Source organism: Bradyrhizobium sp. LM2.9 (assembly GCF_054056555.1).
Genome location: NZ_JBSRYJ010000002.1, coordinates 2,154,099 through 2,174,138, shown reverse-complemented (window position 1 = coordinate 2,174,138; position 20,040 = coordinate 2,154,099). Strand labels below are relative to the sequence as shown.

Annotated in this window: 24 protein-coding genes and 1 pseudogene; 10 read left to right on the top strand and 15 right to left on the bottom strand. The window is 64.3% G+C overall.

Features of this window, described 5'->3' with window-relative positions:
• Positions 1-19: 19 nt before the first annotated feature.
• A complete protein-coding gene (gene queA, locus ACVWW3_RS11875; RefSeq protein ID WP_456649939.1) occupies positions 20-1,093 on the top strand; it encodes a tRNA preQ1(34) S-adenosylmethionine ribosyltransferase-isomerase QueA in 1,074 nt (357 codons plus the stop codon).
• A gap of 43 nt (positions 1,094-1,136) precedes the next feature.
• On the opposite strand, the gene ACVWW3_RS11870 is transcribed toward queA, so the two are convergent.
• Together ACVWW3_RS11870 and ACVWW3_RS11865 are read right to left on the bottom strand one after the other, a co-directional pair.
• Positions 1,137-2,174 carry an aspartate-semialdehyde dehydrogenase gene (locus tag ACVWW3_RS11870; RefSeq protein WP_456649940.1) on the bottom strand — a complete coding sequence of 346 codons (1,038 nt, stop codon included), beginning with the start codon at positions 2,172-2,174 and terminating at the stop codon, positions 1,137-1,139.
• Between the two features lie 220 nt (positions 2,175-2,394).
• Positions 2,395-2,997 (bottom strand): PepSY domain-containing protein, encoded by a 603-nt coding sequence (locus tag ACVWW3_RS11865; RefSeq protein WP_456649941.1) that lies wholly within the window; start codon positions 2,995-2,997, stop codon positions 2,395-2,397.
• On the opposite strand from ACVWW3_RS11865, the gene ACVWW3_RS11860 reads away from it, so the two are divergent.
• Complete coding sequence (locus tag ACVWW3_RS11860) at positions 2,996-3,166, top strand: hypothetical protein (RefSeq protein ID WP_247446644.1); 171 nt, start codon at positions 2,996-2,998, stop codon at positions 3,164-3,166. The genes ACVWW3_RS11865 and ACVWW3_RS11860 overlap by 2 nt on opposite strands.
• Positions 3,167-3,248: 82 nt before the next feature.
• On the opposite strand, the gene ACVWW3_RS11855 is transcribed toward ACVWW3_RS11860, so the two are convergent.
• Both ACVWW3_RS11855 and ACVWW3_RS11850 read right to left on the bottom strand, forming a co-directional pair.
• A complete protein-coding gene (locus ACVWW3_RS11855; RefSeq protein WP_456649942.1) occupies positions 3,249-3,998 on the bottom strand; it encodes a TetR/AcrR family transcriptional regulator in 750 nt (249 codons plus the stop codon).
• A 136-nt stretch (positions 3,999-4,134) separates the two neighbouring features.
• Positions 4,135-5,286 carry a patatin-like phospholipase family protein gene (locus ACVWW3_RS11850; RefSeq protein WP_456671970.1) on the bottom strand — a complete coding sequence of 384 codons (1,152 nt, stop codon included), beginning with the start codon at positions 5,284-5,286 and terminating at the stop codon, positions 4,135-4,137.
• Between the two features lie 257 nt (positions 5,287-5,543).
• On the opposite strand from ACVWW3_RS11850, the gene tgt reads away from it, so the two are divergent.
• Positions 5,544-6,692, top strand: coding sequence for a tRNA guanosine(34) transglycosylase Tgt (gene tgt / locus ACVWW3_RS11845; RefSeq protein ID WP_456649943.1), 1,149 nt, complete (start codon positions 5,544-5,546; stop codon positions 6,690-6,692).
• A gap of 15 nt (positions 6,693-6,707) precedes the next feature.
• Here the strand turns inward: tgt and ACVWW3_RS11840 are convergent, their stop codons facing one another.
• Positions 6,708-6,926, bottom strand: a complete 219-nt coding sequence (locus ACVWW3_RS11840) for a hypothetical protein (protein ID WP_354047873.1) — start codon at positions 6,924-6,926, stop codon at positions 6,708-6,710.
• A gap of 218 nt (positions 6,927-7,144) precedes the next feature.
• On the opposite strand from ACVWW3_RS11840, the gene cysK reads away from it, so the two are divergent.
• Together cysK and ACVWW3_RS11830 are read left to right on the top strand one after the other, a co-directional pair.
• A complete protein-coding gene (cysK, locus tag ACVWW3_RS11835) occupies positions 7,145-8,122 on the top strand; it encodes a cysteine synthase A (protein ID WP_456649944.1) in 978 nt (325 codons plus the stop codon).
• Positions 8,123-8,125: 3 nt separating this feature from the next.
• Positions 8,126-8,368: a BrnA antitoxin family protein gene (locus tag ACVWW3_RS11830; protein WP_354106467.1), complete on the top strand. Its 243-nt coding sequence runs from the start codon at positions 8,126-8,128 to the stop codon at positions 8,366-8,368.
• 78 nt (positions 8,369-8,446) lie between these two features.
• Here the strand turns inward: ACVWW3_RS11830 and ACVWW3_RS11825 are convergent, their stop codons facing one another.
• Positions 8,447-9,865, bottom strand: coding sequence for a caspase family protein (locus tag ACVWW3_RS11825; RefSeq protein ID WP_456649945.1), 1,419 nt, complete (start codon positions 9,863-9,865; stop codon positions 8,447-8,449).
• 194 nt (positions 9,866-10,059) lie between these two features.
• The gene (locus ACVWW3_RS11820; RefSeq protein WP_456649946.1) at positions 10,060-10,935 is read right to left on the bottom strand and encodes a DMT family transporter; all 876 of its coding nucleotides are present in this window, start codon (positions 10,933-10,935) and stop codon (positions 10,060-10,062) included.
• Between the two features lie 151 nt (positions 10,936-11,086).
• Between ACVWW3_RS11820 and ACVWW3_RS11815 the strand changes: the two genes are divergently transcribed.
• The gene (locus tag ACVWW3_RS11815; protein WP_456649947.1) at positions 11,087-11,521 is read left to right on the top strand and encodes a RidA family protein; all 435 of its coding nucleotides are present in this window, start codon (positions 11,087-11,089) and stop codon (positions 11,519-11,521) included.
• A 15-nt stretch (positions 11,522-11,536) separates the two neighbouring features.
• On the opposite strand, the gene ACVWW3_RS11810 is transcribed toward ACVWW3_RS11815, so the two are convergent.
• From ACVWW3_RS11810 to ACVWW3_RS11800, 3 genes are all read right to left on the bottom strand, one after another.
• A complete protein-coding gene (locus ACVWW3_RS11810) occupies positions 11,537-12,082 on the bottom strand; it encodes a hypothetical protein (protein ID WP_247343387.1) in 546 nt (181 codons plus the stop codon).
• Positions 12,027-12,371 (bottom strand): hypothetical protein, encoded by a 345-nt coding sequence (locus tag ACVWW3_RS11805; RefSeq protein ID WP_456649948.1) that lies wholly within the window; start codon positions 12,369-12,371, stop codon positions 12,027-12,029. The genes ACVWW3_RS11810 and ACVWW3_RS11805 overlap by 56 nt, the downstream gene beginning before the upstream one ends.
• Before the next feature lie 185 nt (positions 12,372-12,556).
• On the bottom strand, positions 12,557-13,144 hold the full coding sequence (locus ACVWW3_RS11800) for a formyltransferase family protein (RefSeq protein WP_456649949.1): 588 nt from the start codon (positions 13,142-13,144) through the stop codon (positions 12,557-12,559).
• A 190-nt stretch (positions 13,145-13,334) separates the two neighbouring features.
• Here ACVWW3_RS11800 and ACVWW3_RS11795 point away from each other — a divergent pair, with 190 nt between their 5' ends.
• Together ACVWW3_RS11795 and ACVWW3_RS11790 are read left to right on the top strand one after the other, a co-directional pair.
• Positions 13,335-13,502 carry a hypothetical protein gene (locus ACVWW3_RS11795; protein WP_456649950.1) on the top strand — a complete coding sequence of 56 codons (168 nt, stop codon included), beginning with the start codon at positions 13,335-13,337 and terminating at the stop codon, positions 13,500-13,502.
• A gap of 436 nt (positions 13,503-13,938) precedes the next feature.
• Complete coding sequence (locus tag ACVWW3_RS11790) at positions 13,939-14,172, top strand: hypothetical protein (RefSeq protein WP_247343377.1); 234 nt, start codon at positions 13,939-13,941, stop codon at positions 14,170-14,172.
• A 5-nt stretch (positions 14,173-14,177) separates the two neighbouring features.
• On the opposite strand, the gene ACVWW3_RS11785 is transcribed toward ACVWW3_RS11790, so the two are convergent.
• The 3 genes from ACVWW3_RS11785 to ACVWW3_RS11775 form a co-directional block, all read right to left on the bottom strand.
• Positions 14,178-14,480: a hypothetical protein gene (locus ACVWW3_RS11785; protein ID WP_456649951.1), complete on the bottom strand. Its 303-nt coding sequence runs from the start codon at positions 14,478-14,480 to the stop codon at positions 14,178-14,180.
• Positions 14,481-14,571: 91 nt separating this feature from the next.
• Positions 14,572-16,617 carry an acetoacetate--CoA ligase gene (locus tag ACVWW3_RS11780; RefSeq protein WP_456649952.1) on the bottom strand — a complete coding sequence of 682 codons (2,046 nt, stop codon included), beginning with the start codon at positions 16,615-16,617 and terminating at the stop codon, positions 14,572-14,574.
• A 164-nt stretch (positions 16,618-16,781) separates the two neighbouring features.
• Positions 16,782-17,009 carry a hypothetical protein gene (locus tag ACVWW3_RS11775; protein WP_247343368.1) on the bottom strand — a complete coding sequence of 76 codons (228 nt, stop codon included), beginning with the start codon at positions 17,007-17,009 and terminating at the stop codon, positions 16,782-16,784.
• A 391-nt stretch (positions 17,010-17,400) separates the two neighbouring features.
• On the opposite strand from ACVWW3_RS11775, the gene ACVWW3_RS11770 reads away from it, so the two are divergent.
• Both ACVWW3_RS11770 and ACVWW3_RS11765 read left to right on the top strand, forming a co-directional pair.
• The gene (locus ACVWW3_RS11770; protein WP_456649953.1) at positions 17,401-18,528 is read left to right on the top strand and encodes an AI-2E family transporter; all 1,128 of its coding nucleotides are present in this window, start codon (positions 17,401-17,403) and stop codon (positions 18,526-18,528) included.
• Positions 18,529-18,673: 145 nt separating this feature from the next.
• Positions 18,674-19,060: pseudogene (locus ACVWW3_RS11765) on the top strand (NUDIX hydrolase); the annotation flags it as partial.
• 8 nt (positions 19,061-19,068) lie between these two features.
• On the opposite strand, the gene ACVWW3_RS11760 reads toward ACVWW3_RS11765, so the two are convergent.
• On the bottom strand, positions 19,069-19,356 hold the full coding sequence (locus ACVWW3_RS11760; protein ID WP_247447225.1) for a Zn-ribbon domain-containing protein: 288 nt from the start codon (positions 19,354-19,356) through the stop codon (positions 19,069-19,071).
• A gap of 170 nt (positions 19,357-19,526) precedes the next feature.
• A complete protein-coding gene (locus tag ACVWW3_RS11755) occupies positions 19,527-19,766 on the bottom strand; it encodes a hypothetical protein (protein WP_456649954.1) in 240 nt (79 codons plus the stop codon).
• Positions 19,767-20,040 lie beyond the last annotated feature (274 nt).

The window sequence follows — 20,040 nt, the reverse complement described above, 5'->3', positions numbered from 1 at the left end:
ATGTGGCGCTGAACCCGACATGCGGACCGATCTCTTCGATTTCGACCTGCCCGCCGAGCGCATCGCATTGCGCCCGGCGAGCCCGCGCGACTCCGCGAAGATGCTGGTTGTCGATCACGGCACGCTGCGCGACCGTGTCATCGCCGACCTGCCGCAATGGCTGAAGCCGGGCGACCAGCTGGTCGTCAACGACACCAAGGTGATCGCGGCGCAATTGAAGGGCCGCCGCATCGGCCGCGAGACCGAGCCGAAGATCGAGGCGACGCTGATCAAGCGCGTCGACGGTTCGCGCTGGCAGGCACTGGTGAAGCCCGCCAAGAAACTCACCCCCGGCGACCGCATCCGCTTCGGCAATGAGGGCAAGGTCTGCCTGCTCGGCCATCTCGACGCCGAGGTCGAGGCCAAGGGCACTGAGGGTGAGGTGACGCTGTCATTCTCGTTCCACGGCCCGATACTGGATCAGGCCATCGCCGATCTCGGCAGCCCGCCGCTGCCGCCCTACATCGCCTCCAAACGCACGCCGGATGATCAGGACCTCGCCGACTACCAGACTATGTTCGCGGCGAATGAAGGCGCCGTTGCCGCGCCGACAGCAGGCCTGCATTTCACGCCGGCGCTGGAGCAGGCGCTGCACGCGCGCGGCGTCGACATCAACCGCGTCACGCTGCATGTCGGAGCAGGGACGTTCCTGCCGGTGAAGGTGGACGACACCGAAGGCCACAAGATGCATGCCGAGTGGGGCACGATCTCGGCCGAGACGGCGGGAAATCTCAACACCGCGCGGAGCAATGGCGGCCGTATCATCGCGGTCGGCACCACGTCATTGCGGCTGCTCGAAAGCGCAGCCAGCGCGGATGGCGTCATTCAGCCATTCGCCGCCGAGACGTCGATCTTCATCATCCCCGGCTATCGCTTCCGCGCCGTCGATATCATGCTGACCAATTTCCATCTGCCGAAGTCGACGCTGTTCATGCTGGTGTCGGCATTCTCGGGGCTTGAGGCGATGCAGCAGGCCTATGCGCATGCGATCGCGAATGGCTACCGGTTCTATTCGTATGGGGATGCGTGTTTGTTGTTTCGGGCAGAGCCGTAAGGTGGGCAAAGGCGCGTAGCGCCGTGCCCACCCGACGTACCCGTTACGCCATCACGCGCAGCGGCAACAGCTCCGCGATCTGCACCGCGTTCAACGCGGCGCCCTTGAGCAGCTGATCCGCCGCCACGAACATCGAGATCGAATGCCCAGAGGGGTCGCTGAGATCCTTGCGGATGCGGCCGACCAGGACGTCGTCCTGGCCCGAGGCGTCGATCGGCATCGGGAAGTAGTTCTTCACGCGGTCGTCGACCAGCTTCACGCCGGGCGCCTGCGCCATGATGGCGCGGACCTGGTCTTCGCTGATCGGCTTCTCGCATTCGAAGGTGATGGCCTCGCAATGAGCCCGCAGCACTGGCACGCGCACGCAGGTGACGCCGATCGCGATGTTGTCGTCCTCGAAGATCTTGCGGGTTTCCTTGATCACCTTGGTCTCTTCGTCGTTGTAGCCGGTGTCAGGATCGATCGCCGTGTTGTGGTTGAAGAGGTTGAAGGCGTAGGGATGCGGCATCACCTTGGGCGCGTAGGCCTGCCCGTTGAGATTGGCGCGGGTGGACTCGACGAGCTCCTCCATCGCGGCGGCACCGGCGCCGCTTGCCGCCTGGTAGGTCGAGATGATCACGCGCTTGATGCGGTTGCTCTGGTGGATCGGCCACAGCGGCACCAGCGCGGTGATTGCGGCACAGTTCGGGTTGGCGATGATGCCCTTGTGGTCGCGGATGCGGTTGCCGTTGACCTCCGGAATCACCAGCGGCACGTTCGGGTCCATGCGGAAGGCGGAGGAGTTGTCGACCACGACGGCGCCTGCCTTGACAGCGATGGGAGCGAACTTCTTCGAGATGCTGCCGCCGGCGGAAAACAGGGCGATGTCGACGCCTTCGAAGGCGCGCTCGGTCAGCTCCTCGATGAGGATTGTTTGCCCGCGGAACGACACCGTCTTGCCGGCCGAGCGGGCGCTTGCCAGCGCCTTGAGCTTGCCGACGCGAAAGCCGCGCTTGTCCATGGTGGCGATGAATTCGGCGCCCACCGCACCAGTGACGCCGACAATCGCGACGACGGGATCGTTACTCACTTTGTCCTCCATTGAATTGAGAATTTAGACAACAAAAAAGCCCCGGACCAACGAGGGCGGGGCTTCGGTAGAGTGGATTGCGTTCTAGTCGACGACTACACGCGCACGCCTCCCCGGGCCCCGAAGGCCGTGGTGGTTTTAGTCGTGCGTTTGGTGGTCGTGAACATGGCGGCGACTTATGGGGGAGAGTCTTGCGGCCGTCAATGGCTTTTCGGCGGGATTGGGGCCGCCGCTATCTCGTCCGGGCGCCCGGCGGTTCGAGGATGACCTCCTTGAGGTTGTCGCCACTGATGACGACGATCGCAAAATTCAGCCGGCCGCCTTCGCGCACCAGCCCGCCGCTGATCGCCTTGCCGGAGGCCGCACGTTCGGCGACGTGCACGGCATCCGCAAGGCGGTGTTTGATGGCACCGAGCGCTGCGAGGTTGCTGCGGTCGTCGAGATCGAGCTCGGCGAGGGGGAGGGCAGCTTCGCCGCCGACGAGTCCGCCGGTCGCGGCATTGATGGTGTGGCGCCAGATCCGGTCGTTGTGCAGGGTCTTCACGCGGTAGACCGGCACGCCGGAGGCTCCGTCGAAGCTCACATCCGCCGTGGTGGCACCGGCGTGGCGGGATTCCGCAATCGCCATGGCCTGGCTGATCGAGATTGACGAGCTGCGGAAGCGCTCGATCTCGCGGCTGACCGCTTGGCGATCGGCCTCGGCGTCACCATCTGTCTCGCCGTGAAGCGCGGTCGGCGTGCCCGTGCTTACGATCGCCCGCGCCGGCGCTGCAAGGAGGAGTGCGGACAGGGCGATCCCAAGCAATCCCGAGGTCCATGGTTTGGCTGTCGTCATGCTCGAAACCCTCGGCCAGCGAGTGTGCCGGATGATCGTAAAGAATTTGCGGCCGACCTTGGGCATCGGTCGGCCGCTGAGCGTCGTGACGGGCTGTACCCGCCGCGGCGATCGAAGCGGTGCGGACCTCTTTGGGGCTGGTGAAAAAGCGATCCGCATCGCCCTATAATTAAACCATACCGTATCGTTTTGTTTTGGTCAACGGCGCGTGCGCGGGTCCACTCGGAAAAGATCGCAACCTCACGGAATTGTCAGCGGGACGGACGCCGCCGCTGCTGCGTGCTCTTGGCGGCGCTCTGGACGCGGTCCGCCGGTCCGAGCGCACCGGCCAAAAACAGCTTGATCGCAGCGCGCATTCGTTTTTCCGCGACCTTCATCTCCGGCGGCGTTCCAAACGTCGCCAGGCGATGATTGTGACCGACGACGACGTCGAGGAACACCTCGGCCGCGATGGTCGTGTCGTCGACGTCGAGCGCACTTTGCGCCATCAGATGGTCGAAGAAGCGCGCCGTGGTGGCGACGGCCTTGAGCCACCCTTCCTCTTTGCCGAGCTTGGCGACATCGGGAAAGTTGATGGCCTGTGACGTCATCATGCGGCTGAAGGCGACGGCGTCGGGACCGCAGGTGAATGTCAGCATCTCGCGCCCGATCGCGACCAGCCGCTGCTCGACCGAAATGTCCGAGGCGCTGCTGATCTGCGTTTCCGCGGCTGCCGACAGCGGCGCAAGCCAGCGCGCGATTTCGCGCCTCAGCACGGCCGCGAACAGGCCGCGCTTGTCGCCGTAACGGGAATAAACCGTGGGTTTGCTGACGCGTGCTGCTTCCGCGACCGCATCGAGCGAGGTCGCGTCAAAGCCGCGATCCAGGAACAGCCGGGTGGCGACCTCGATCAGCCGTTGATCCCGCTCGATCGCTGCACTTTTGGTCGGCCGGCCGCCACGCGATTTCGGTACCTCGCGCCGGGGCGCCGCCGGTCTTGTCTTGGTCGCAGTCAATCCCATGCCCGATGATTCCTGCGCGTTCCTGACATCGATCATTGCTCTATAGCGCGCAGCAGCCGGGGCGTCATCGCCAATCTGGCCGAATTGGTCGTATCGTCAACGGTCTCGGTAAGACCTCGTTCCTCCGTTGAGGGCCTTACGGAAGCGTCGAAGTCCAGGCCTGCCCGGCCGCCGCCTTCTCATATCCGTACTGGTACAGCGCCCGCATATAGGCGGTGTCGAACCCTTCCGAGACCGGCGCGGGATAGTCGCGCGCGATGTAGGAGAGATGGAACCCCAGGCGGTTGCGCTTGGCGAAGTCATAGGTCGAGAAGATGATCGAACGGGTCTGGGACTGGGTGATCGACGACAGGCTGCGTGAGGCGACGTCGATGGTGCTGTTGGAGACGAGCTCGAAGTTGCGTTCGATCTTCTTGTTGACGAGGATGTAGATGTCCAATTTCGCAGTGCCGGGCAGGCGACTGCCCTGGAAAAGCAGGGCTTCCGGCAGCGTCAGCACCGGGGCCGTCACGCCGCCGTCGACATGCATCTCCTGAAACCTGCGGCCTTGGCCTTCCGCGTCGATCATGATCGGCGGAAACACCAGGGGGATGCTGGCGGAGGCCGCCATCACGTCGCGAAAAAGCTTTAGCGCCTCGGGCGTGCCGACCGCGGCGATCTTGCCCATGTCCCAGATGGCGGTGCGCTGGGTGTCGAGATCGGTCGTCACGATCAGCAGCCTGCGGCCCTTGGCGTTTTCGCGCGCGACCTGCGCCATGATCTCCGGCCCGACATAGCGGGCGACGAGCTCGCGCAGCCGCGTGTTGCCGAACAGGCCGGATCCGAACAGCACGCGCATGATGCTGGGATCGCTCAACAGGCTCTCCGCGATACCGCTGGTGTAGACCTCCTTCAGCGTCTCGTCATATTGCGAGCCGAGATACGCAAAGGGCGCAATCAGGCCGCCGGTGCTCACACCCGAGACGACCGAGAAGGCGGGACGGGTTCTGGCCGCGGTCCAGCCGTTGAGCACGCCGACGCCGTAGGCGCCATCGGCGCCGCCGCCTGACAGAGCCAGGTAAGACTTCGTCGCGGTGCCGGTGTCCTTCTCGAAGCTGAATTTCGCGATGGGTTCGTCGGCGTAGCGCCGGAGGCCGTCGATATCGAGCACCCGCGAGGTGCTGGCTTCAGCGGCGGTATAGGGCGTGCGGGGCAGGGAGGTGCAGGCGCCGAGCGCCAGGCTGCACACCAGGAATCCGATCAGGCGGGCGCCTGTCTGCCTCGTCCAGCCATGCGAACGGCCGGACATCTCACTCGAATTTGAAGGGAGGGCCATTGTCGGTGGCTGGCGATCACGCATCTACCGCCGCCGGCAACATCGCCGCGGCAGCTCGTCCAACCCCGAGATAAAACTATACTGTATCGTTTTGTTTAACAAGGGAAGCGGGTGCAAATATCCGTGTCCCAAATATCCGTGCCCGGCGTGTCCCAGTCTGATGCACAAGCCGGCGCAAGCAACGCCTGAGCGGGTTGATCGGCCTGCCCCGACACGCAATAAGCACCCTCATGAATCGTCCTGACACCGGTCTGCCCAATCATTTCGAACTGCTCGCCACCGATGGCGCCGCGCGCGCCGGCCGCCTGACCACGCCGCACGGTGTGGTGCGCACGCCCGCCTTCATGCCGGTCGGCACCGCCGGCGCGATGAAGGGCATGCACTGGCGCGAGGTGCGTGAGGCCGGTGCCGACATCGTGCTCGGCAACACCTATCATCTGATGCTGCGTCCCGGCGCGGAGCGGATCGCGGCGCTGGCCGGCTTGCAGACATTCACCGGCTGGAACGGCCCGATGCTGACGGATTCCGGCGGCTTCCAGGTGATGTCGCTGGCGGATTTGCGCAAGGTCAGCGAGCACGCCGTCACATTCCGTTCGCATATCGACGGCGCCAAGGTCGAGTTGTCGCCGGAGCGCTCGATCGAGGTGCAGCGTTTGCTCGGCTCCGACATCGCCATGCAGATGGACGAATGCGTGCGGCTGCCCGCCGAGCGCGCCGACATCGACCGCGCGATGCAATTGTCGCTGCGCTGGGCCGAGCGGAGCAAGCGCGCCTTCGAGAGCGCGCCCGAGGGCTACATGCTGTTCGGCATCGTGCAGGGCGGCGACATACCGCAGCTTCGCCATGCCAGTGCGCAGGGCCTCATCGAGATCGGTTTCCACGGCTATGCGATCGGCGGCCTCGCCGTCGGCGAGCCGCAGGCCGTGATGCTGGCGATGATCGAAGAGACCGCGCCGCTGCTGCCGAGGGAGCGGCCGCGCTATCTGATGGGCGTCGGCACGCCGGACGACATGCTCCAGGCGGTCAAGCGCGGCATCGACATGTTCGATTGCGTGATGCCGACGCGCAATGGCCGGCATGGCGTTGCGTTCACACGCTTCGGCCAGGTGAATTTGCGCAACGCCCGCCACGCCGACGATCCGCGTCCGCTCGACGAAGAGAGCTCGTGGCCGTCGGCGCGCACCTACGCGCGCGCCTATTTGCACCACCTCGTCAAGTCGGGCGAGACGCTGGGTGCGATGCTGCTGTCCGAGATCAATGTCGCTTATTACCAGTTCCTGATGCAGGGCATCAGGGACGCGGTCGCACGGGGAACGTTCGAGGAGTTCTATCAGCGTACGTGCGAGGACTGGGCGAGGGGCGACATCGCCCCGCGCTAGCTCGACTGCACAGGGTCAGTTGCACACGAAATGTTGCTTGACGGCATGCTTGGTCACGAAGCCATAGCCGCAATTGTCGCAGGTCCAGAGATAGCTGATCACGTGGTCCGACACGTATGCTGAAGCTTCGGCTGCGACCATGGAGTCGGCGCAGACGGGACAGGTAGGCAACGCGCTACAACGCGGATAGCGGTGGTGTGTGACGGTCGACAACACTTCAGCGACTGCTGACATCGTGGTGACCTTCCTGCTTCGAGACGTAAGTCTAACATAAGCAGAATCAGTTGACGAGGTCGCAACACAAATGCGTTGGTTTTCTGATAATTAAAGCTCACGCGATTTTGCGATGCAGCGTATTTAACATGTTGCCGCAATGTCGCTTGCCTGTCGTCGCAGGCTGTCTGTAACTGCGCAAGAGACGTGACAGAAGCGCAAATTGCACGGAGTTCATCATGGACGCATCGTCCAGCACGGGTGCAGCGCACCAACCCGGCCGCGGCCGGATCTACGACTCGATCGTCGATGCTTTTGGCGACACGCCGGTCGTTCGCCTGCGACGGCTGCCGGCCATGCACGGCGTCAACGCGACCATTTTGGCAAAACTTGAATACTTCAATCCGGCCGCCAGCGTGAAGGACCGCATCGGCGCGGCCATGATCATCGCCATGGAGAAGGCCGGCATCGTCAAGCCCGACACCGTGCTGATCGAGCCGACCTCCGGCAATACCGGCATCGCGCTGGCCTTCGTCGCGGCGTCGCGCGGCTACAGGCTCAAGCTAGTCATGCCGGAGTCGATGTCGATCGAACGGCGCAAGATGCTGGCCTTTCTCGGCGCTGAGCTCGTGCTGACACCGGCGGCGCAGGGCATGAAGGGCGCGATCGCGACGGCCGAAGAGCTGTTGAAGACGACGCCGAATTCGGTGATGCCGCAGCAGTTCAAGAATCTCGCCAATCCCGAGGTGCATCGCCGTACCACCGCGGAGGAGATATGGAACGACACCGGCGGCAATATCGATTTCTTCGTCGCTGGCGTCGGCACCGGCGGCACCATCACCGGCGTCGGCCAAGTGCTCAAGCCGCGCAAGCCCTCGCTGCGGGTGGTCGCGGTCGAGCCCGAGGAAAGTCCGGTACTGTCGGGCGGCCAGCACACGCCGCACAAGATCCAGGGTATCGGCGCCGGCTTCGTCCCCGACATCCTCGACCGTTCTGTGATCGACGAGATCGTCAAGATCAACTCGACGACGGCGATCGAGGCCTCCCGCGCGCTGGCGCGGCATGAGGGTATTCCTGGCGGCATCTCCTCCGGCGCTGCCATTGCGGCTGCGCTACAGATCGGCAAGCGGCCGGAAGCTGCGGGAAAAACCATCCTGGCTATAGTGCCGTCCTTCTCCGAGCGGTATCTTTCGACGGCACTGTTTGAGGGAATCTAGGACATGGCTGATCAACCACCGAGGCGGCCGCGCACGCTCGGCGATGCCAGGACCGAGGCCGAGGCGGCGTTCAAGAAAGTGACGACCAAGGTCGCAGTGGCGCCGCCGAAGCAGAACGTAGCCCCGGGGGTCAAGGAGCAGGTCACGCTGCGGATCGATCAGGACGTGCTGGAGCATTTCCAGGCAGGTGGACCCGGCTGGCAGGACCGCATCAACGACGCGTTGCGGAAAGCCGCTGGGAAGTAGGCGCCAGCTGGCTGAGGGACTCGCAACGAAAAAGCCCGGCGCGAACCGGGCTTTTGTGCTTGCGATCTGGTCCTCGCCTCAGCGGCGGAACATGCCGCCCATCATGCCGCCGACGACACCGCCGACGAAGGCCGCGCCGGGATCGCCGCCGCCGCTGCGATGCTGGGCCGGTGCGCTCGGGGCAGGGGCGCTGGCGCGCCGGGCTGGCTTCGCGCTTTCGTCGCTCGCCGTCGGCGTGGCGGCCACGATCTCGGAGAGCAGGGCCTTGTGCTGGAGCTTGTTGAGATAGCCGGTCGACGGATAGCCACGTGCCGCCTGCCAGCGCTTGAGCACCGTACGGGTGTCGTCGCTGAAGGCACCGCTGACCTTGATGTCGAAGCCGAGCCCCGTCAGGCGGCGCTGCACGTCGCGGCGCTGACCTTTGTCGAGGCCGATCTGGTCCTCGGTCAGCTGGCTGGCGTCGTCGGTGAAGGTCGCGGGATCGACACCGGCGTTCAGGTTACGGGTCGTCGTCGACGGGCCGCTCTTGATCGCGGCGAGCCGCGCCAGCGCCAGCGCCTTGAACTGGCCGTTTGGGTAGGCGGAGAGGTAGGCGTTGAGTTCTTCCGGCTTGTTGCTCTCCTTGACCGAGCGCCAGTATTCGAGCTCGACACCGTCCGAATTGCCGCCGGTCGCCGCAGGCACGACGCCAGCCGCCGTCGGTGCCGCATTGGCAACCTGGGTCGTGGGCGCCTGGTTGAGATACACTGCGCCAATCAGATTGGTGTGGCCCCAGGGCAGCTGACCCTTGTGGGTCTCCTCGTTGACCTGGGCGCGCACCGACGTCATCGCCTGCTGGATCTCGATACCAGGCTTGGTGATGTTGTCGATCAGCGCACGGGTGAACGGGCTGTTGTTGCCCTCCTGGCCGTCGAGCGCGGTCTGGCCCGGGCCGGTGGCGAACGCGATCAGCGTGCCTTCGCCGGACTTCATCTCGGCAAGACCGCTCTGCACGTTGACGCTGCGGGTCGCGGAGTTCGACTTGATCTTGGCAGCGAACGGATTGTCGCGGCAGGCATCGAGGAAGACGAGCTTGACCTTGGCGTCGCCCATGGTCTGCTCCAGCGTCAGGTCGATGTTGATGGCGGCACCGAGCTTGACGTCCATCTCCGATTTGATGTCGGCGTCAACCGGCAGGAGATAGTTGGAGCCGCCGACCGCGATGCCGTGACCGGCATAATAGAACACTGCGACATCGGAGCCCTGCGCCTTGCGGCCGAAGTCCAGCAGCTTCTCCGTCATCTGGTCGCGGGTGAGGTTTGAACCTTCGATCACATCGAAGCCGACATTGCGCAGCGTCGCCGCCATCGCCTTGGCGTCGATCGGCGGGTTCGGTAATTGCGCGACATTCTTGTAGGTGCCGTTGCCGACGACGAAGGCAACACGGCGGTCGGCCTTCGCGGCGCTGACCGACAACGCCATGCACATCAGCGAAGCGAGGAGGGTGAGAGTGCGCATCTGAAATCCCCAACAGAATCGAATTGCAGGCAGCAACAAATTGGCAGCAAACCTACACGAAATCGCCCGGCTCCGTGCAAGCAAAACGACCGTCACCCGTTGCTTGGCGGCGGACTGTTGCATGAGCGAATGCCCGTCCAACGTGATCCAAATCACACGGCCACTTTGTTTTGTCGCGCGAGGCCGGGCGAGGTTCACTGCGCGCGGGCGGGAACTGCTGAAGCCGGCTTCAAATTCAGGAGATTACCGCACAGGATCAGCGCCGCGCCGAATATGGTCCAGGCATCGAGCCGCTCCGAATAGAGCAGCCAGCCGACGGTTGCCGTGAGTGGAACCCGCAAAAAGTCCATCGGCACCACGATGGTCGCATCTGCGTACCTGAGCGCGCTGGCGAGGCAGTAGTGCGAGAAAGTGCCGCACACGCCGATGACGAAGAGCCAGCCCCACAGCGAGGCCGACGGCCAGGTCCAGACATAGAGCGTCGGCAGCAGGCCCACGACAAACTGCACCACAATCATCCAGAACAGGATCGACAATGCGCTCTCCGTCCGGGTCAGCGATTTCGCCAATATCATGGAGATGCTGAAGCCGATCGCGGCCCCCAGCGCGATCAACTGGCCCGGATTGATCTCGCCGGTGGCGGGCCGCACGATCATGACGACGCCGACGATGCCGAGCGCGATGGCGGCGATCTTCCAGACGCTCATGTGTTCGGACAGGAAAGTTGCGGCCAGCAGCGCCGTCCAGATCGGCATGGTGAATTCAATTGCCACCACCTGGCCGATTCCGATCAGCGTCAGTGCGTAGAACCAGCCGAGCTGTGCGAAATAATGGACCCCGTTGCGCGCGAGGTGCTGGGGCAGGCGCTTGGTCGCGACCGCCTTGAAGCCTCCGGCCCGGTAGATGATCGGCAGGAGGAGCGTGAACCCGATCACCGAGCGCACTTCCATGATTTGAAAAACATTCAGCTCGCGCGTGGTCTCGCGCCCGGCCACCGCCATGACCAGCATCAGCGACAGCCAGCCGGCCATCCACAGGGCAGCCATCGTTTTGGACGGTGTCGTGTTCATCGGCGCTGGTGTGGGAGGCGAGGGTCCTGAGGGAGGGCCGGTATCGGCGACATCGCCGCCGTTTGCAACGGCCAAATCTGCGGATGCAGCGATGCAGGGCGGCGTGCTAAGGCATCAGCGACCAAGGACTAAAAACGGAAGGGCTTCGCTCATGCAGATATTGCAGCCGGCCGAGTGGAAAAAACCGCGCGGCTTTTCCCATGGTGTCGTGGCCGAGGGGCCGGGCCGCTGGGTGGTGCTGGCCGGGCAGACCGGCGGCGACGAGACCGGCAATTACGCGCCTGACATGGCGGCGCAGGTCGGGGCCGCGCTGAAGCGGATCATCAAGCTCCTGGGCGAGGCCGGCGCCGGCCCCGAGCACATCGTCCGCCTGACTTGGTACCTGACCAGCCGCAGCGAATATGAGGCAGCCGGGGCCGGCATCGGCGCGGCCTGGAAGGAAACGCTGGGGCGCAATTTCCCGCCCTCGACCTTGCTCTACATCGGCGGTCTCGTGGACGACCGGGCCAAGGTCGAGATCGAGGTCACGGCGTTCGTGCCGAACGCAAAAAAAAACGACCCGGCGAGGTCGCCGGGTCGATTGTAATTTGCTTGTATCGGCTTAGCGCGTCAGCGAGATGTTGGCGCCGCGGAACTGGCTGTCGGCGCGCATCGTGACGATTTGCTTGTTGCCGATCGTCTTCAGCGAGATGTTGGCGTTGAAGCCGGCGGCGGAGGCGACCAACTCGTAGTTTCCTCCGGCGCCGCGGCCCGAAAGCGAGCCAGAGATGTTGCGGCTGGCCTCGGACCAGCTGCCGGCGATGGCGCTGCCTTCAGCCCTGACGTTGGCGCCGAGGTTGAACTTGTAGGCGTCGCTGGCACAGGTCAGCGCCATCTCCATCGTCGGTCCGATCGGGATGTATTTGGCCCGGCAGCGAATCCGCTCGCTCGAGCCGTCATCCAGGGTGACCGTGCCGGAGCCACTCCAGCTGCCCGCAAGCGGGGCGAACGGGCCAGACTGCGCCTTGCTCTCAGAGTTCGCAATGCCCGCCGCAAATAAAACGGCGGCCGCGATCAGAAGCCGCCGGCTTAGGCCGGTGGTCCCGAATTGCTTATTGGCGCGATGCTTGCCATCGCCCGCTGCACGGTATGCCTGCAGATGCTCCATTCCACTTTCCCGATCCGGCGTTGCCGCTGAGTTGACCGTTGGCATATGCGCCATTGATCGAAACTTTCACAAGACCCTCCCGGCCGATGGTGCCGGAAACGTTAGCGCCGGGGGCGGTGATCCTGCCGTCGGCAACGGTCAGCAACGAGCTTGCGGTCGGCTCGCAGGAACCGCTCTTGGTGACGATGGTGACCTGCCAATTGCCGTCATAGGGGGTCTGGGCGAAAGCGGGCGCAGCGAGGGTGATAACTGAGACGGCACAGAACGCCGCAATGCGAGCAAAACGCATGAATTTAGTCCTTGAATCTGTCTGATATACTGACGCTTATTGGGACCAAATGTGACGGAAATTTGTTGCAATGCCAAATCGAAAATTGTTCCAGTGGAAACAATGGTTTATTTGCGTTTCCGGCTGCAATTTTCGAAGCAGAATCAACGCCCCTTCACGTTAAGGGTAAACGTCAGGAGAGCGACTCAGGAAAGAGCTGGCGCCAAGGTCGCGAACTGCTCGTCCTGAATCTTGGACGGCAGCGCCTTGTGGACCTTGGCATAGTCGATCACGTCGGCCAGCAATTTGAGCCCGAGCGGGGCAAGTGCGCGCTCCCACAGCTCCCGTGCCGTCTCGCCCTTCTTGACGAAGCACCATTCCTGGGCGGCGATGGCGCCGGCGTCCATGCGGTCGGCGAGGTGATAGATCGTGCCGCCGGCGATCGGATCGCCTTCCTTGATAGTCCATTCCACGGCGGCCTTGCCGCGATGGCGCGGCAGCAGCGAGGGATGATAGCCGATTCCGCCCAGCTTCGCCGCGGCGAGCGCGTCCTTGCCGATCCGGGCATGGCTGTGCGCGGTGACGATCAGATCGGTGTCGGGGGCGATCTCGGAGGCCACCACCAGCTTGGGGTCGGCCTGGACCACGACGTCGATGCCTGCGGCCCGGGCTGTCGCGGCGAGGCGATCCTCCGCGTCGGCCACTACGACCCGAACGATCGAGACACCGTGCTCCCGGAACATGTTCAGGGTGGTCACGCCGAAATGGCGGGAGCCGACGAGGGTAATGCGCATGGGGGTCCGATCCGTCTCGCAACTGCGTCATCCCCCGATACCATGTCCGGACGTCCTGTCACCACCCGCGCGGCGTTTGCGCCGGTTATCAACAATGCACCGGGGCCCAGATGCGCGATAAATTCGTCGATTGCGGAGCCGGCCGGTCCGGTGCTTCCATGGGCGCTTGGCACCGGCTTGGAGCGAGCGCATGCGAAGTGCGTGGCTTGTCCTTCTCGCGGCACTGATCGCGACCACTCCGGCACGCGCCGGCGGACCACTCTATCCGGCGGTCCCGCCTGAGGTTGGGGTGGCGCCCTTCATCGGCCCGACCTGGGACACCTATCGCTGCGCGGAAGGGCCGGTGACCAATTTCTAGAGCCGCCGGCACTCTATCGCGGCTACGCGTACCGGCCGTATTACCGCTACAGCGCCTACCTCAGGCTGCCGCGTACATACTTCTGCATCACGGACTAGCGTTGCCGCGCCGCCACGGTCGGACGGCAAGTGATGGATATGCCGGTTCCTGTGTTTCGTTTTTAACATACGGGACCCCGGTTTGCCGATAGAACATGGACCGACCGGGGCTGGCGAAATTTCAACCCGTATCCGTTTTCGAACCCGGCTTTGGCCGCTGGCATGATCGCCAGCGGCTTTTTCGTGCCGGGCCATCACGAAATCATCGGACGGTAATACGATCTCAACCAGCTTGGCGTATCGACGAATTCGTCGCGGATTTGTATTGCGTACCGCGACACCGAAATTGTCCCGCCGGCGTGGTGCGCCGTGCGGGCTTTTTTGCCGGGACCGATTTCATGCCGAGCGCGATTGAGCAGATCGTCGACGTCTACGTCCGACTGAAGAACCGGCGCGGCCTCGACCAGCTGATGATGCACAGACAGCGGCTCGCGGTCGACCTGAAGAGCAGGTCCGGCTACGATTTCAGCCTGCCGATCGGTCAGATCGACGATGAGATCGCGATCATCGAGGCCGGCCTCAGCCGGCTCAAGGCTGAATCCGCGGACGTCGGCGCGACGCATCCGATCTGACGCGCTCAGTCGCGCCGGCCGCCGTCGATGACGGTGAACAACGGCCGTGCCGTGGTCGGCTCGACCAGCAATTCCTCCACCAGCGCAGTCGCCGCATCGACATATTTGCGAGTCGGCTTGTCGAGGGCGCGTGCGGCCTCGTCGTCAAGCGCGACCTTTGCGGACTCGACCAGCTTGCGCATCCGCGCCGCATGATCATCGCCCGCCGTCAGCGTCGCGCGGGCCAGCGAGCGCAGCACGAACAGCTCGCCCTCGAGGCGGAGCAGGCGGTCATTGAGTCTGGTGAGGACGGCGTTGAGATCGGCCATGGCGCGCGTTCGTTGCGGAAGATCCATCCTGCTCTAGCGGTGATCGGTGAACGGAGTCCAAACGGCATCGGCGCAATTGGGCCGATCTCCCTCAAGTCTCGGTCCGCGCCAGATAGTCGCGCGCGAAGGCGAGATACCAGTCGAGGCAGGCGGGATTGGCCATCGCCTCCCTGTTGATGACCTTCTCGACGGGCTGGCCGAGCAGCAGCTTCTTGATCGGCAGCTCCTGCTTCTTGCCCGAGAGCGTGCGCGGAATCTCGGCGACTGCGAAAATTTCGTTCGGCAGGAATCGCCGGGAGAGGCCAGCCTCGATCGCCTTGTTGATCCTCGCCCGCATCGCGCCGTCGAAGGCGACGCCGTCGCGCAGTACGACGAACAGCGGCATGTAGCTGTCGCGGCCGAGATATTCGAGATCGACGACGAGCGAGTCCAGCACCTCCGGCAAGGCTTCGATCGCGGAGTAAAGTTCGCTCGTACCCATGCGCAGGCCGTGCCGGTTGATGGTGGCATCGCTGCGGCCATAGATGATGCAGGAGCCGTCCGGGTCGACCTTGAGCCAGTCGCCGTGCCGCCACACCGGCCCGCGGCCGCTGCCGTCGAAATTGTCCGGATAGGTCTCGAAATAGCTCGCGCGATAGCGCACATCGCCCTTGTCGTTCCAGAAATAGAGCGGCATCGACGGCATCGGCTCGGTGCAGACGAGCTCGCCGACCTCGTCGATGACGGCCCGGCCCTGGTCGCTGAAGGCTTCCACGGCAGCACCCAGCAGACGGCACTGCATCGCGCCCGGCGTCTGCGGCAGTTCGCGGTTGCCGCCAATGAAGGCCCCGGCGAAATCGGTGCCGCCGGAGATGTTGGCCCACCAGATATCGGCCTGGGCCTTGCTGCCGTTGGTCTTCGAGAGCGCCGCGAAGCGGTTGTTGAACCAGGCTTGCGTGTCGGCATTGAGCGGAGAACCGGTCGAGCCGAGACAGCGCAATCGCGACAGATCACCGGCGGCGAGGTCGATTTCGGCCTTGGCGCAGTTGGCGAAGAACGCCGCGCCCGCACCGAAGAAGGTCGCTTTCGACTGCGCGACGAAGCGCCACAGCGTGGTCCAGTCCGGCTTCTCCCTGGCGCCGCCGGGACTGCCGTCGAAGATGCAGCAGATGGTGCCATTGAGCAGGCCGCCGACCTGGCTGTTCCACATGATCCAGCCGGTCGAGCTGTACCAGTGATAGCGCTCGCCGAACGAGTTCTCGTGATAGGAGCAGCCGAGATCGTTGTGCAGTCCCAGCAGCGCCAGCACCACGATGACGATGCCGCCATGGCCGTGCACGATCGGCTTCGGCAGGCCCGTGGTGCCGCTGGAATAGACGATCCAGAGCGGATGGTCGAACGGCAGCCAGGCCGGTTCGAACGTGTCGATCGCCGCACTTGTCCTTGCAAGGATATCGGCGAGCAGGGCGTCCGGCGCTGCGGGTGCGACGGTCTCGCTGTGCAGGATGACGTGCTCGACCGTCGGCAGCGATCGCCGCAGCTCGGCGAGGACGTCTTTGCGATCGTGCAGTCGACCGGCATAGGTGACGGCGTCGCAGGCGATCAGCACTTTCGGCTCGATCTGCTTGAAGCGGTCGATCACGGCGGGGGCCGCCATATCGGGCGCGCAGACGCTCCAGATCGCGCCGATGCTGGCGCTCGCCAGGAACGCGATGATGGTCTCGGGGATGTTGGGCAGGTAGGCAGCCACGCGATCGCCGGGCTTGATGCCTTTTTCTTTCAGATGCAGCGCGAGCGCTGCCGCCTTGCGGCGCAGCTCCGGCCAGCTCGTCTCTTTAAGCTTGCCGTCCTCGCCGCTGCTGACAATCGCGGGCAGGCCGGCGGCGTCGGCCGCGTCCACATGACGAAACACCTGCCGGGCATAGTTGACCTGGGCGCCGGGAAACCAGACCGCGCCGGGCATCTTGCGCTCGGTGATGACGGCCTGGAACGGCGTCGGCGATTGCAGATCGTAATAATCCCAGATGCTGCGCCAGAAGCCGTCGAAATCGCGCACCGACCATTGCCGCATGTCCTCGTAGCTGGCGAAGGTGAGGCCGCGCTGCTCGGCGAGCCAGGTGCGGTAGAGGGCGATCTGGGGAACGAAAGCTGCGGTCATTGCGTGCCGGCTTCAGTTGTGGGGAAGGTGAGTTTATCTGTTGCGGCGGAGTAGCAGAAGCCGCACTTCGCGCAGGCAGCGTTGACGGCAGTAGCGGGCTGCGTCCGCCAGGGACACGTTTGAGTGGCGTAACGCGACTGCTTCAACGGGTTCGTCGTTTCAACCTACCGCCCCACGTCTGCCCAGCGCCTTCCGAACACCGGCGGCTTGGTCTTCACCGCTTCCCAGCCAAAGAAATGATGCTTGCCGGACCAGGTGTGCACCACGCCGCTACAGATGCTGCACTTGTAGCTGCCGGAATGCGCTTCGGCGTGCTCTTCCCTCGTCGCGGTGTAGTTCATGCTGCAACCCGCGCAGGTGAATTCTTCAATCGTCCAGATGCTGTTGGCCATTGCACCGAAAGTGGTTTGGGGGACCTCAATGAAAGCGTAGGTGCACGGCTTTGCATCGGCGTAAACCCGCCGGCCGAAATCCGGTTAATCGTCGTTAGCCAAACCGCCTCCGCCGGAGCGGGCCCTGTCGCCGACGCCATACGCGTAGCGCCAATAGCCCGGTGCGGCGTTTCGCTTCAGCGAAAAGTGGGCGCCGCGGTGAATTCCCGTGTGTGCGACAGGATCTCTGGGGCGGCGCGCCATGCTCTCGGAATGCCGAATGGCCCGATGCGTTCCTAATCGCCAGGCTCGGGCTGGACCGGTCGTCTTGACGCCGGATGCGCGGCTGGCAATAACGCTGGACCGAGCAAGTGCCGGAACCCGCGTCAATGCCGCAAGGAAAGCCGTGCCCGTGAAAAGTCTCCGTCAACTCCTGACGGGCGAGGACATCATCCAGCTCGTGATCCGGGTCGGCCTGCTCGGCCTGTTGATCATCTGGACCTTCCTGATCATCCGCCCCTTCGTGCCGATCCTTGCCTGGAGCGGCGTGCTCGCGGTCGCGTTCTACCCGGCCTTCAGCTGGGTCGCCAAGATCCTCGGCGGCCGGCCCAAGACCGCAGCGGCGATCCTGACCCTGATCACGCTCGGCATCGTCATTGGCCCTGCGACCTGGCTCGGCATCAGCGCAGTAGATGGCGTGCGCGAGCTGGCGCGCCAGCTCGGCACCGGCGACCTCGCGCTTCAGTCGGCGCCCGAGCGGCTCAAGTCGTGGCCGCTCATTGGCCCCTGGCTATTCGACCTCTGGGAGCAGACCTACAACAACATCCGCGCGGTGCTGCACGAGGTGGCGCCGTATCTCCAGCCGTTGGCGGGACCGTTGCTTGGGCTCGCGGGAGACGCCGGCGTCGGCACGCTGCAGTTCCTGGTCTCGGTGTTCGTGGCCGGCTTCCTGTTTCCGCACGGGCCGCGGCTGGTTGCGGCCGGCCGCGGCTTCCTGTTTCGCATCGTGCCCGAGCAGAGCGAGCATTTCCTGGGGCTCGCGGGCGCCACCATCCGCGCCGTGGCGCAGGGCGTGATCGGCGTCGCGATCGTGCAGGCGCTGCTGGCCGGAATCGGCTTCAAGCTCGCCGCCGTGCCGAGCGCAGGCCTGCTCGCCTTCATCGTGCTGCTGCTCTCGATCGTGCAGATCGGCGCCTTCCTGGTGCTGCTGCCGGTGATCATCTGGATCTGGACCGCCAAGGACGTTACCACGGCGCTGCTGCTCACCGTGTTTCTCGTCCTCGTCGGCTTCCTCGACACCATGTTGAAGCCGCTCGTCATGGGGCGCGGCCTGACCACGCCGACCATCGTGATCTTCGTCGGCGTGATCGGCGGCACGCTCGCCCACGGCATCGTCGGCCTGTTCATCGGGCCGATCATCTTGTCCGTGGCCTGGGAGATGATGATGGCCTGGATCAGGACGGAGGACCGGGCAGAGGCGGGGGCAAGGGCAGGGGCAGGGGAAGGGGAAAGAGCGGGGCAAAAAGCGGACGAGGCCTGATCTCGGGCCTCGAACGGCGCGATCGGCCTGCCGTAACCCGTCGGACCTGAGGGTCCAGCGGCCTGTGATCAAGCGGCGGGCTGAACTTGTCTATTCGACTAGACAAGTTACCATGGGTCCGATTCTGTTTTCGATTACGGCGGAAATGGCGAAGTCTTCCAAGCTGGTAGCCGCCAAGCGCGGCAAGGTATTGTTGGTCAGACGCCGGTCGGACGGGCTGTGGATGTTCCCGGGCGGCCGCAAGCGCGCGCGCGAGTCCGACAAGGACTGCCTGCGGCGGGAGATCAAGGAAGAGCTGCCCAAACTGAAGCTCGGCCGGATTAGCCTCTGGAAGGAAGTGACGGCCAGGAACAAGCGCTCCGGCCGCAAGATGAGCGATGCGATCTTCATCGCGAAGGGGGCCAAAGGCAGGCTCGCGATCGGCGACAAGAACGAGCTCGACCGCGCCGCCTGGCAGAAGCCGCGCGGCATCCGCCTGACGCCGACCTCGCGCTATATCCGCGACCGCCTGTTTCCGAGGAAGCCCCGGCGGGCGTATAGCTACTCCTCGTCCTCCGACGGCTGCTGCGTCCGTCCGGCGTGGGACCGCGAAGAATTGACACGGGCCTGCGGCGCGGATGCCCTCGCCATTTCGGTTTCGCGCTGCTCCTTGCGGGCCTTGCGCGCGCGCTTCATGGCCTGCTTGACCTGAGGGTTCGGCGAGTCCTCCGCGAAGAACAGCACCACCTCGCAGCTCGGACATTGCCTGGAATAGCCGTCCTGCAACCGTCCGGCGCGATCGCGGAATACGGTCTTGCAGCGCGTGCACTGAATCTGGACGAAACTCATCCGCGGTCGACAATGACTGATGGAAATGGATCGTCAGGTGATCCCAAATGTCTGAAGAAAGCTTGAATGCTTCCGGGACTTCGCCGGCAGGTCTGGCCGCTGAAGGCGGCGACGCAGCGGCCCGTCGCGACAGGCGGCAGGCCGTGATCGTCAAACCGCTCGATCAGCCGCTATTGCTTCGCCGCGATCGTGTCCAGGCATCGGTTGAGATAGGTGGTACGATCCCTCGGCAGCACCTTCTCGAGATCCGCCTTCAACGCGCATTCGCGCTGCCGCATCTGCTCGGCCCGCCGCTTCTCGGCCGCCTCGCGGTATTCGGGAGCAACCTTGTTGGGATCGACGAGGGCCTGCGAGCGGGCGGGAGCGGTAGCAAGCAATGCAATCACGGCGATGAAGATGAACGGTTTCAAATGAGCCTCCTGAAAAAGGCTCATGCTAGCGCGTGGCGTCGAAATGCTCAAACCGCGGTATCCCGTGCTAGCGGTTGTCTTCCGCAGATCGGGCGTGAGTGACGTTCTTCGCGATAAGGCGGCCAGTGGTGCTAGGGCGACAGTGCGCTCAATATACGCGGAATCGTCCACTCATCTGAATGGTGCTGCAGCCGGCGATGGCGCAGCGTGACAAGTTTGGGCGTCACCGCAATTCCGGAGCCGGCTTCGACTACCTGAAGTTTGGCTAAGTAAG

Bases quoted from the DNA above. Each gene is read 5' to 3' on its own strand.
- queA (WP_456649939.1), top strand. From the start codon at position 20: ATGCGGACCGATCTCTTCGATTTCGACCTGCCCGCCGAGCGCATCGCA.
- ACVWW3_RS11870 (WP_456649940.1), bottom strand. From the start codon at position 2,174: ATGGAGGACAAAGTGAGTAACGATCCCGTCGTCGCGATTGTCGGCGTC.
- ACVWW3_RS11860 (WP_247446644.1), top strand. From the start codon at position 2,996: ATGCTCGAAACCCTCGGCCAGCGAGTGTGCCGGATGATCGTAAAGAAT.
- ACVWW3_RS11865 (WP_456649941.1), bottom strand. From the start codon at position 2,997: ATGACGACAGCCAAACCATGGACCTCGGGATTGCTTGGGATCGCCCTG.
- ACVWW3_RS11855 (WP_456649942.1), bottom strand. From the start codon at position 3,998: ATGGGATTGACTGCGACCAAGACAAGACCGGCGGCGCCCCGGCGCGAG.
- ACVWW3_RS11850 (WP_456671970.1), bottom strand. From the start codon at position 5,286: ATGTCCGGCCGTTCGCATGGCTGGACGAGGCAGACAGGCGCCCGCCTG.
- tgt (WP_456649943.1), top strand. From the start codon at position 5,544: ATGAATCGTCCTGACACCGGTCTGCCCAATCATTTCGAACTGCTCGCC.
- ACVWW3_RS11840 (WP_354047873.1), bottom strand. From the start codon at position 6,926: ATGTCAGCAGTCGCTGAAGTGTTGTCGACCGTCACACACCACCGCTAT.
- cysK (WP_456649944.1), top strand. From the start codon at position 7,145: ATGGACGCATCGTCCAGCACGGGTGCAGCGCACCAACCCGGCCGCGGC.
- ACVWW3_RS11830 (WP_354106467.1), top strand. From the start codon at position 8,126: ATGGCTGATCAACCACCGAGGCGGCCGCGCACGCTCGGCGATGCCAGG.
- ACVWW3_RS11825 (WP_456649945.1), bottom strand. From the start codon at position 9,865: ATGCGCACTCTCACCCTCCTCGCTTCGCTGATGTGCATGGCGTTGTCG.
- ACVWW3_RS11820 (WP_456649946.1), bottom strand. From the start codon at position 10,935: ATGAACACGACACCGTCCAAAACGATGGCTGCCCTGTGGATGGCCGGC.
- ACVWW3_RS11815 (WP_456649947.1), top strand. From the start codon at position 11,087: ATGCAGATATTGCAGCCGGCCGAGTGGAAAAAACCGCGCGGCTTTTCC.
- ACVWW3_RS11810 (WP_247343387.1), bottom strand. From the start codon at position 12,082: ATGGAGCATCTGCAGGCATACCGTGCAGCGGGCGATGGCAAGCATCGC.
- ACVWW3_RS11805 (WP_456649948.1), bottom strand. From the start codon at position 12,371: ATGCGTTTTGCTCGCATTGCGGCGTTCTGTGCCGTCTCAGTTATCACC.
- ACVWW3_RS11800 (WP_456649949.1), bottom strand. From the start codon at position 13,144: ATGCGCATTACCCTCGTCGGCTCCCGCCATTTCGGCGTGACCACCCTG.
- ACVWW3_RS11795 (WP_456649950.1), top strand. From the start codon at position 13,335: ATGCGAAGTGCGTGGCTTGTCCTTCTCGCGGCACTGATCGCGACCACT.
- ACVWW3_RS11790 (WP_247343377.1), top strand. From the start codon at position 13,939: ATGCCGAGCGCGATTGAGCAGATCGTCGACGTCTACGTCCGACTGAAG.
- ACVWW3_RS11785 (WP_456649951.1), bottom strand. From the start codon at position 14,480: ATGGCCGATCTCAACGCCGTCCTCACCAGACTCAATGACCGCCTGCTC.
- ACVWW3_RS11780 (WP_456649952.1), bottom strand. From the start codon at position 16,617: ATGACCGCAGCTTTCGTTCCCCAGATCGCCCTCTACCGCACCTGGCTC.
- ACVWW3_RS11775 (WP_247343368.1), bottom strand. From the start codon at position 17,009: ATGGCCAACAGCATCTGGACGATTGAAGAATTCACCTGCGCGGGTTGC.
- ACVWW3_RS11760 (WP_247447225.1), bottom strand. From the start codon at position 19,356: ATGAGTTTCGTCCAGATTCAGTGCACGCGCTGCAAGACCGTATTCCGC.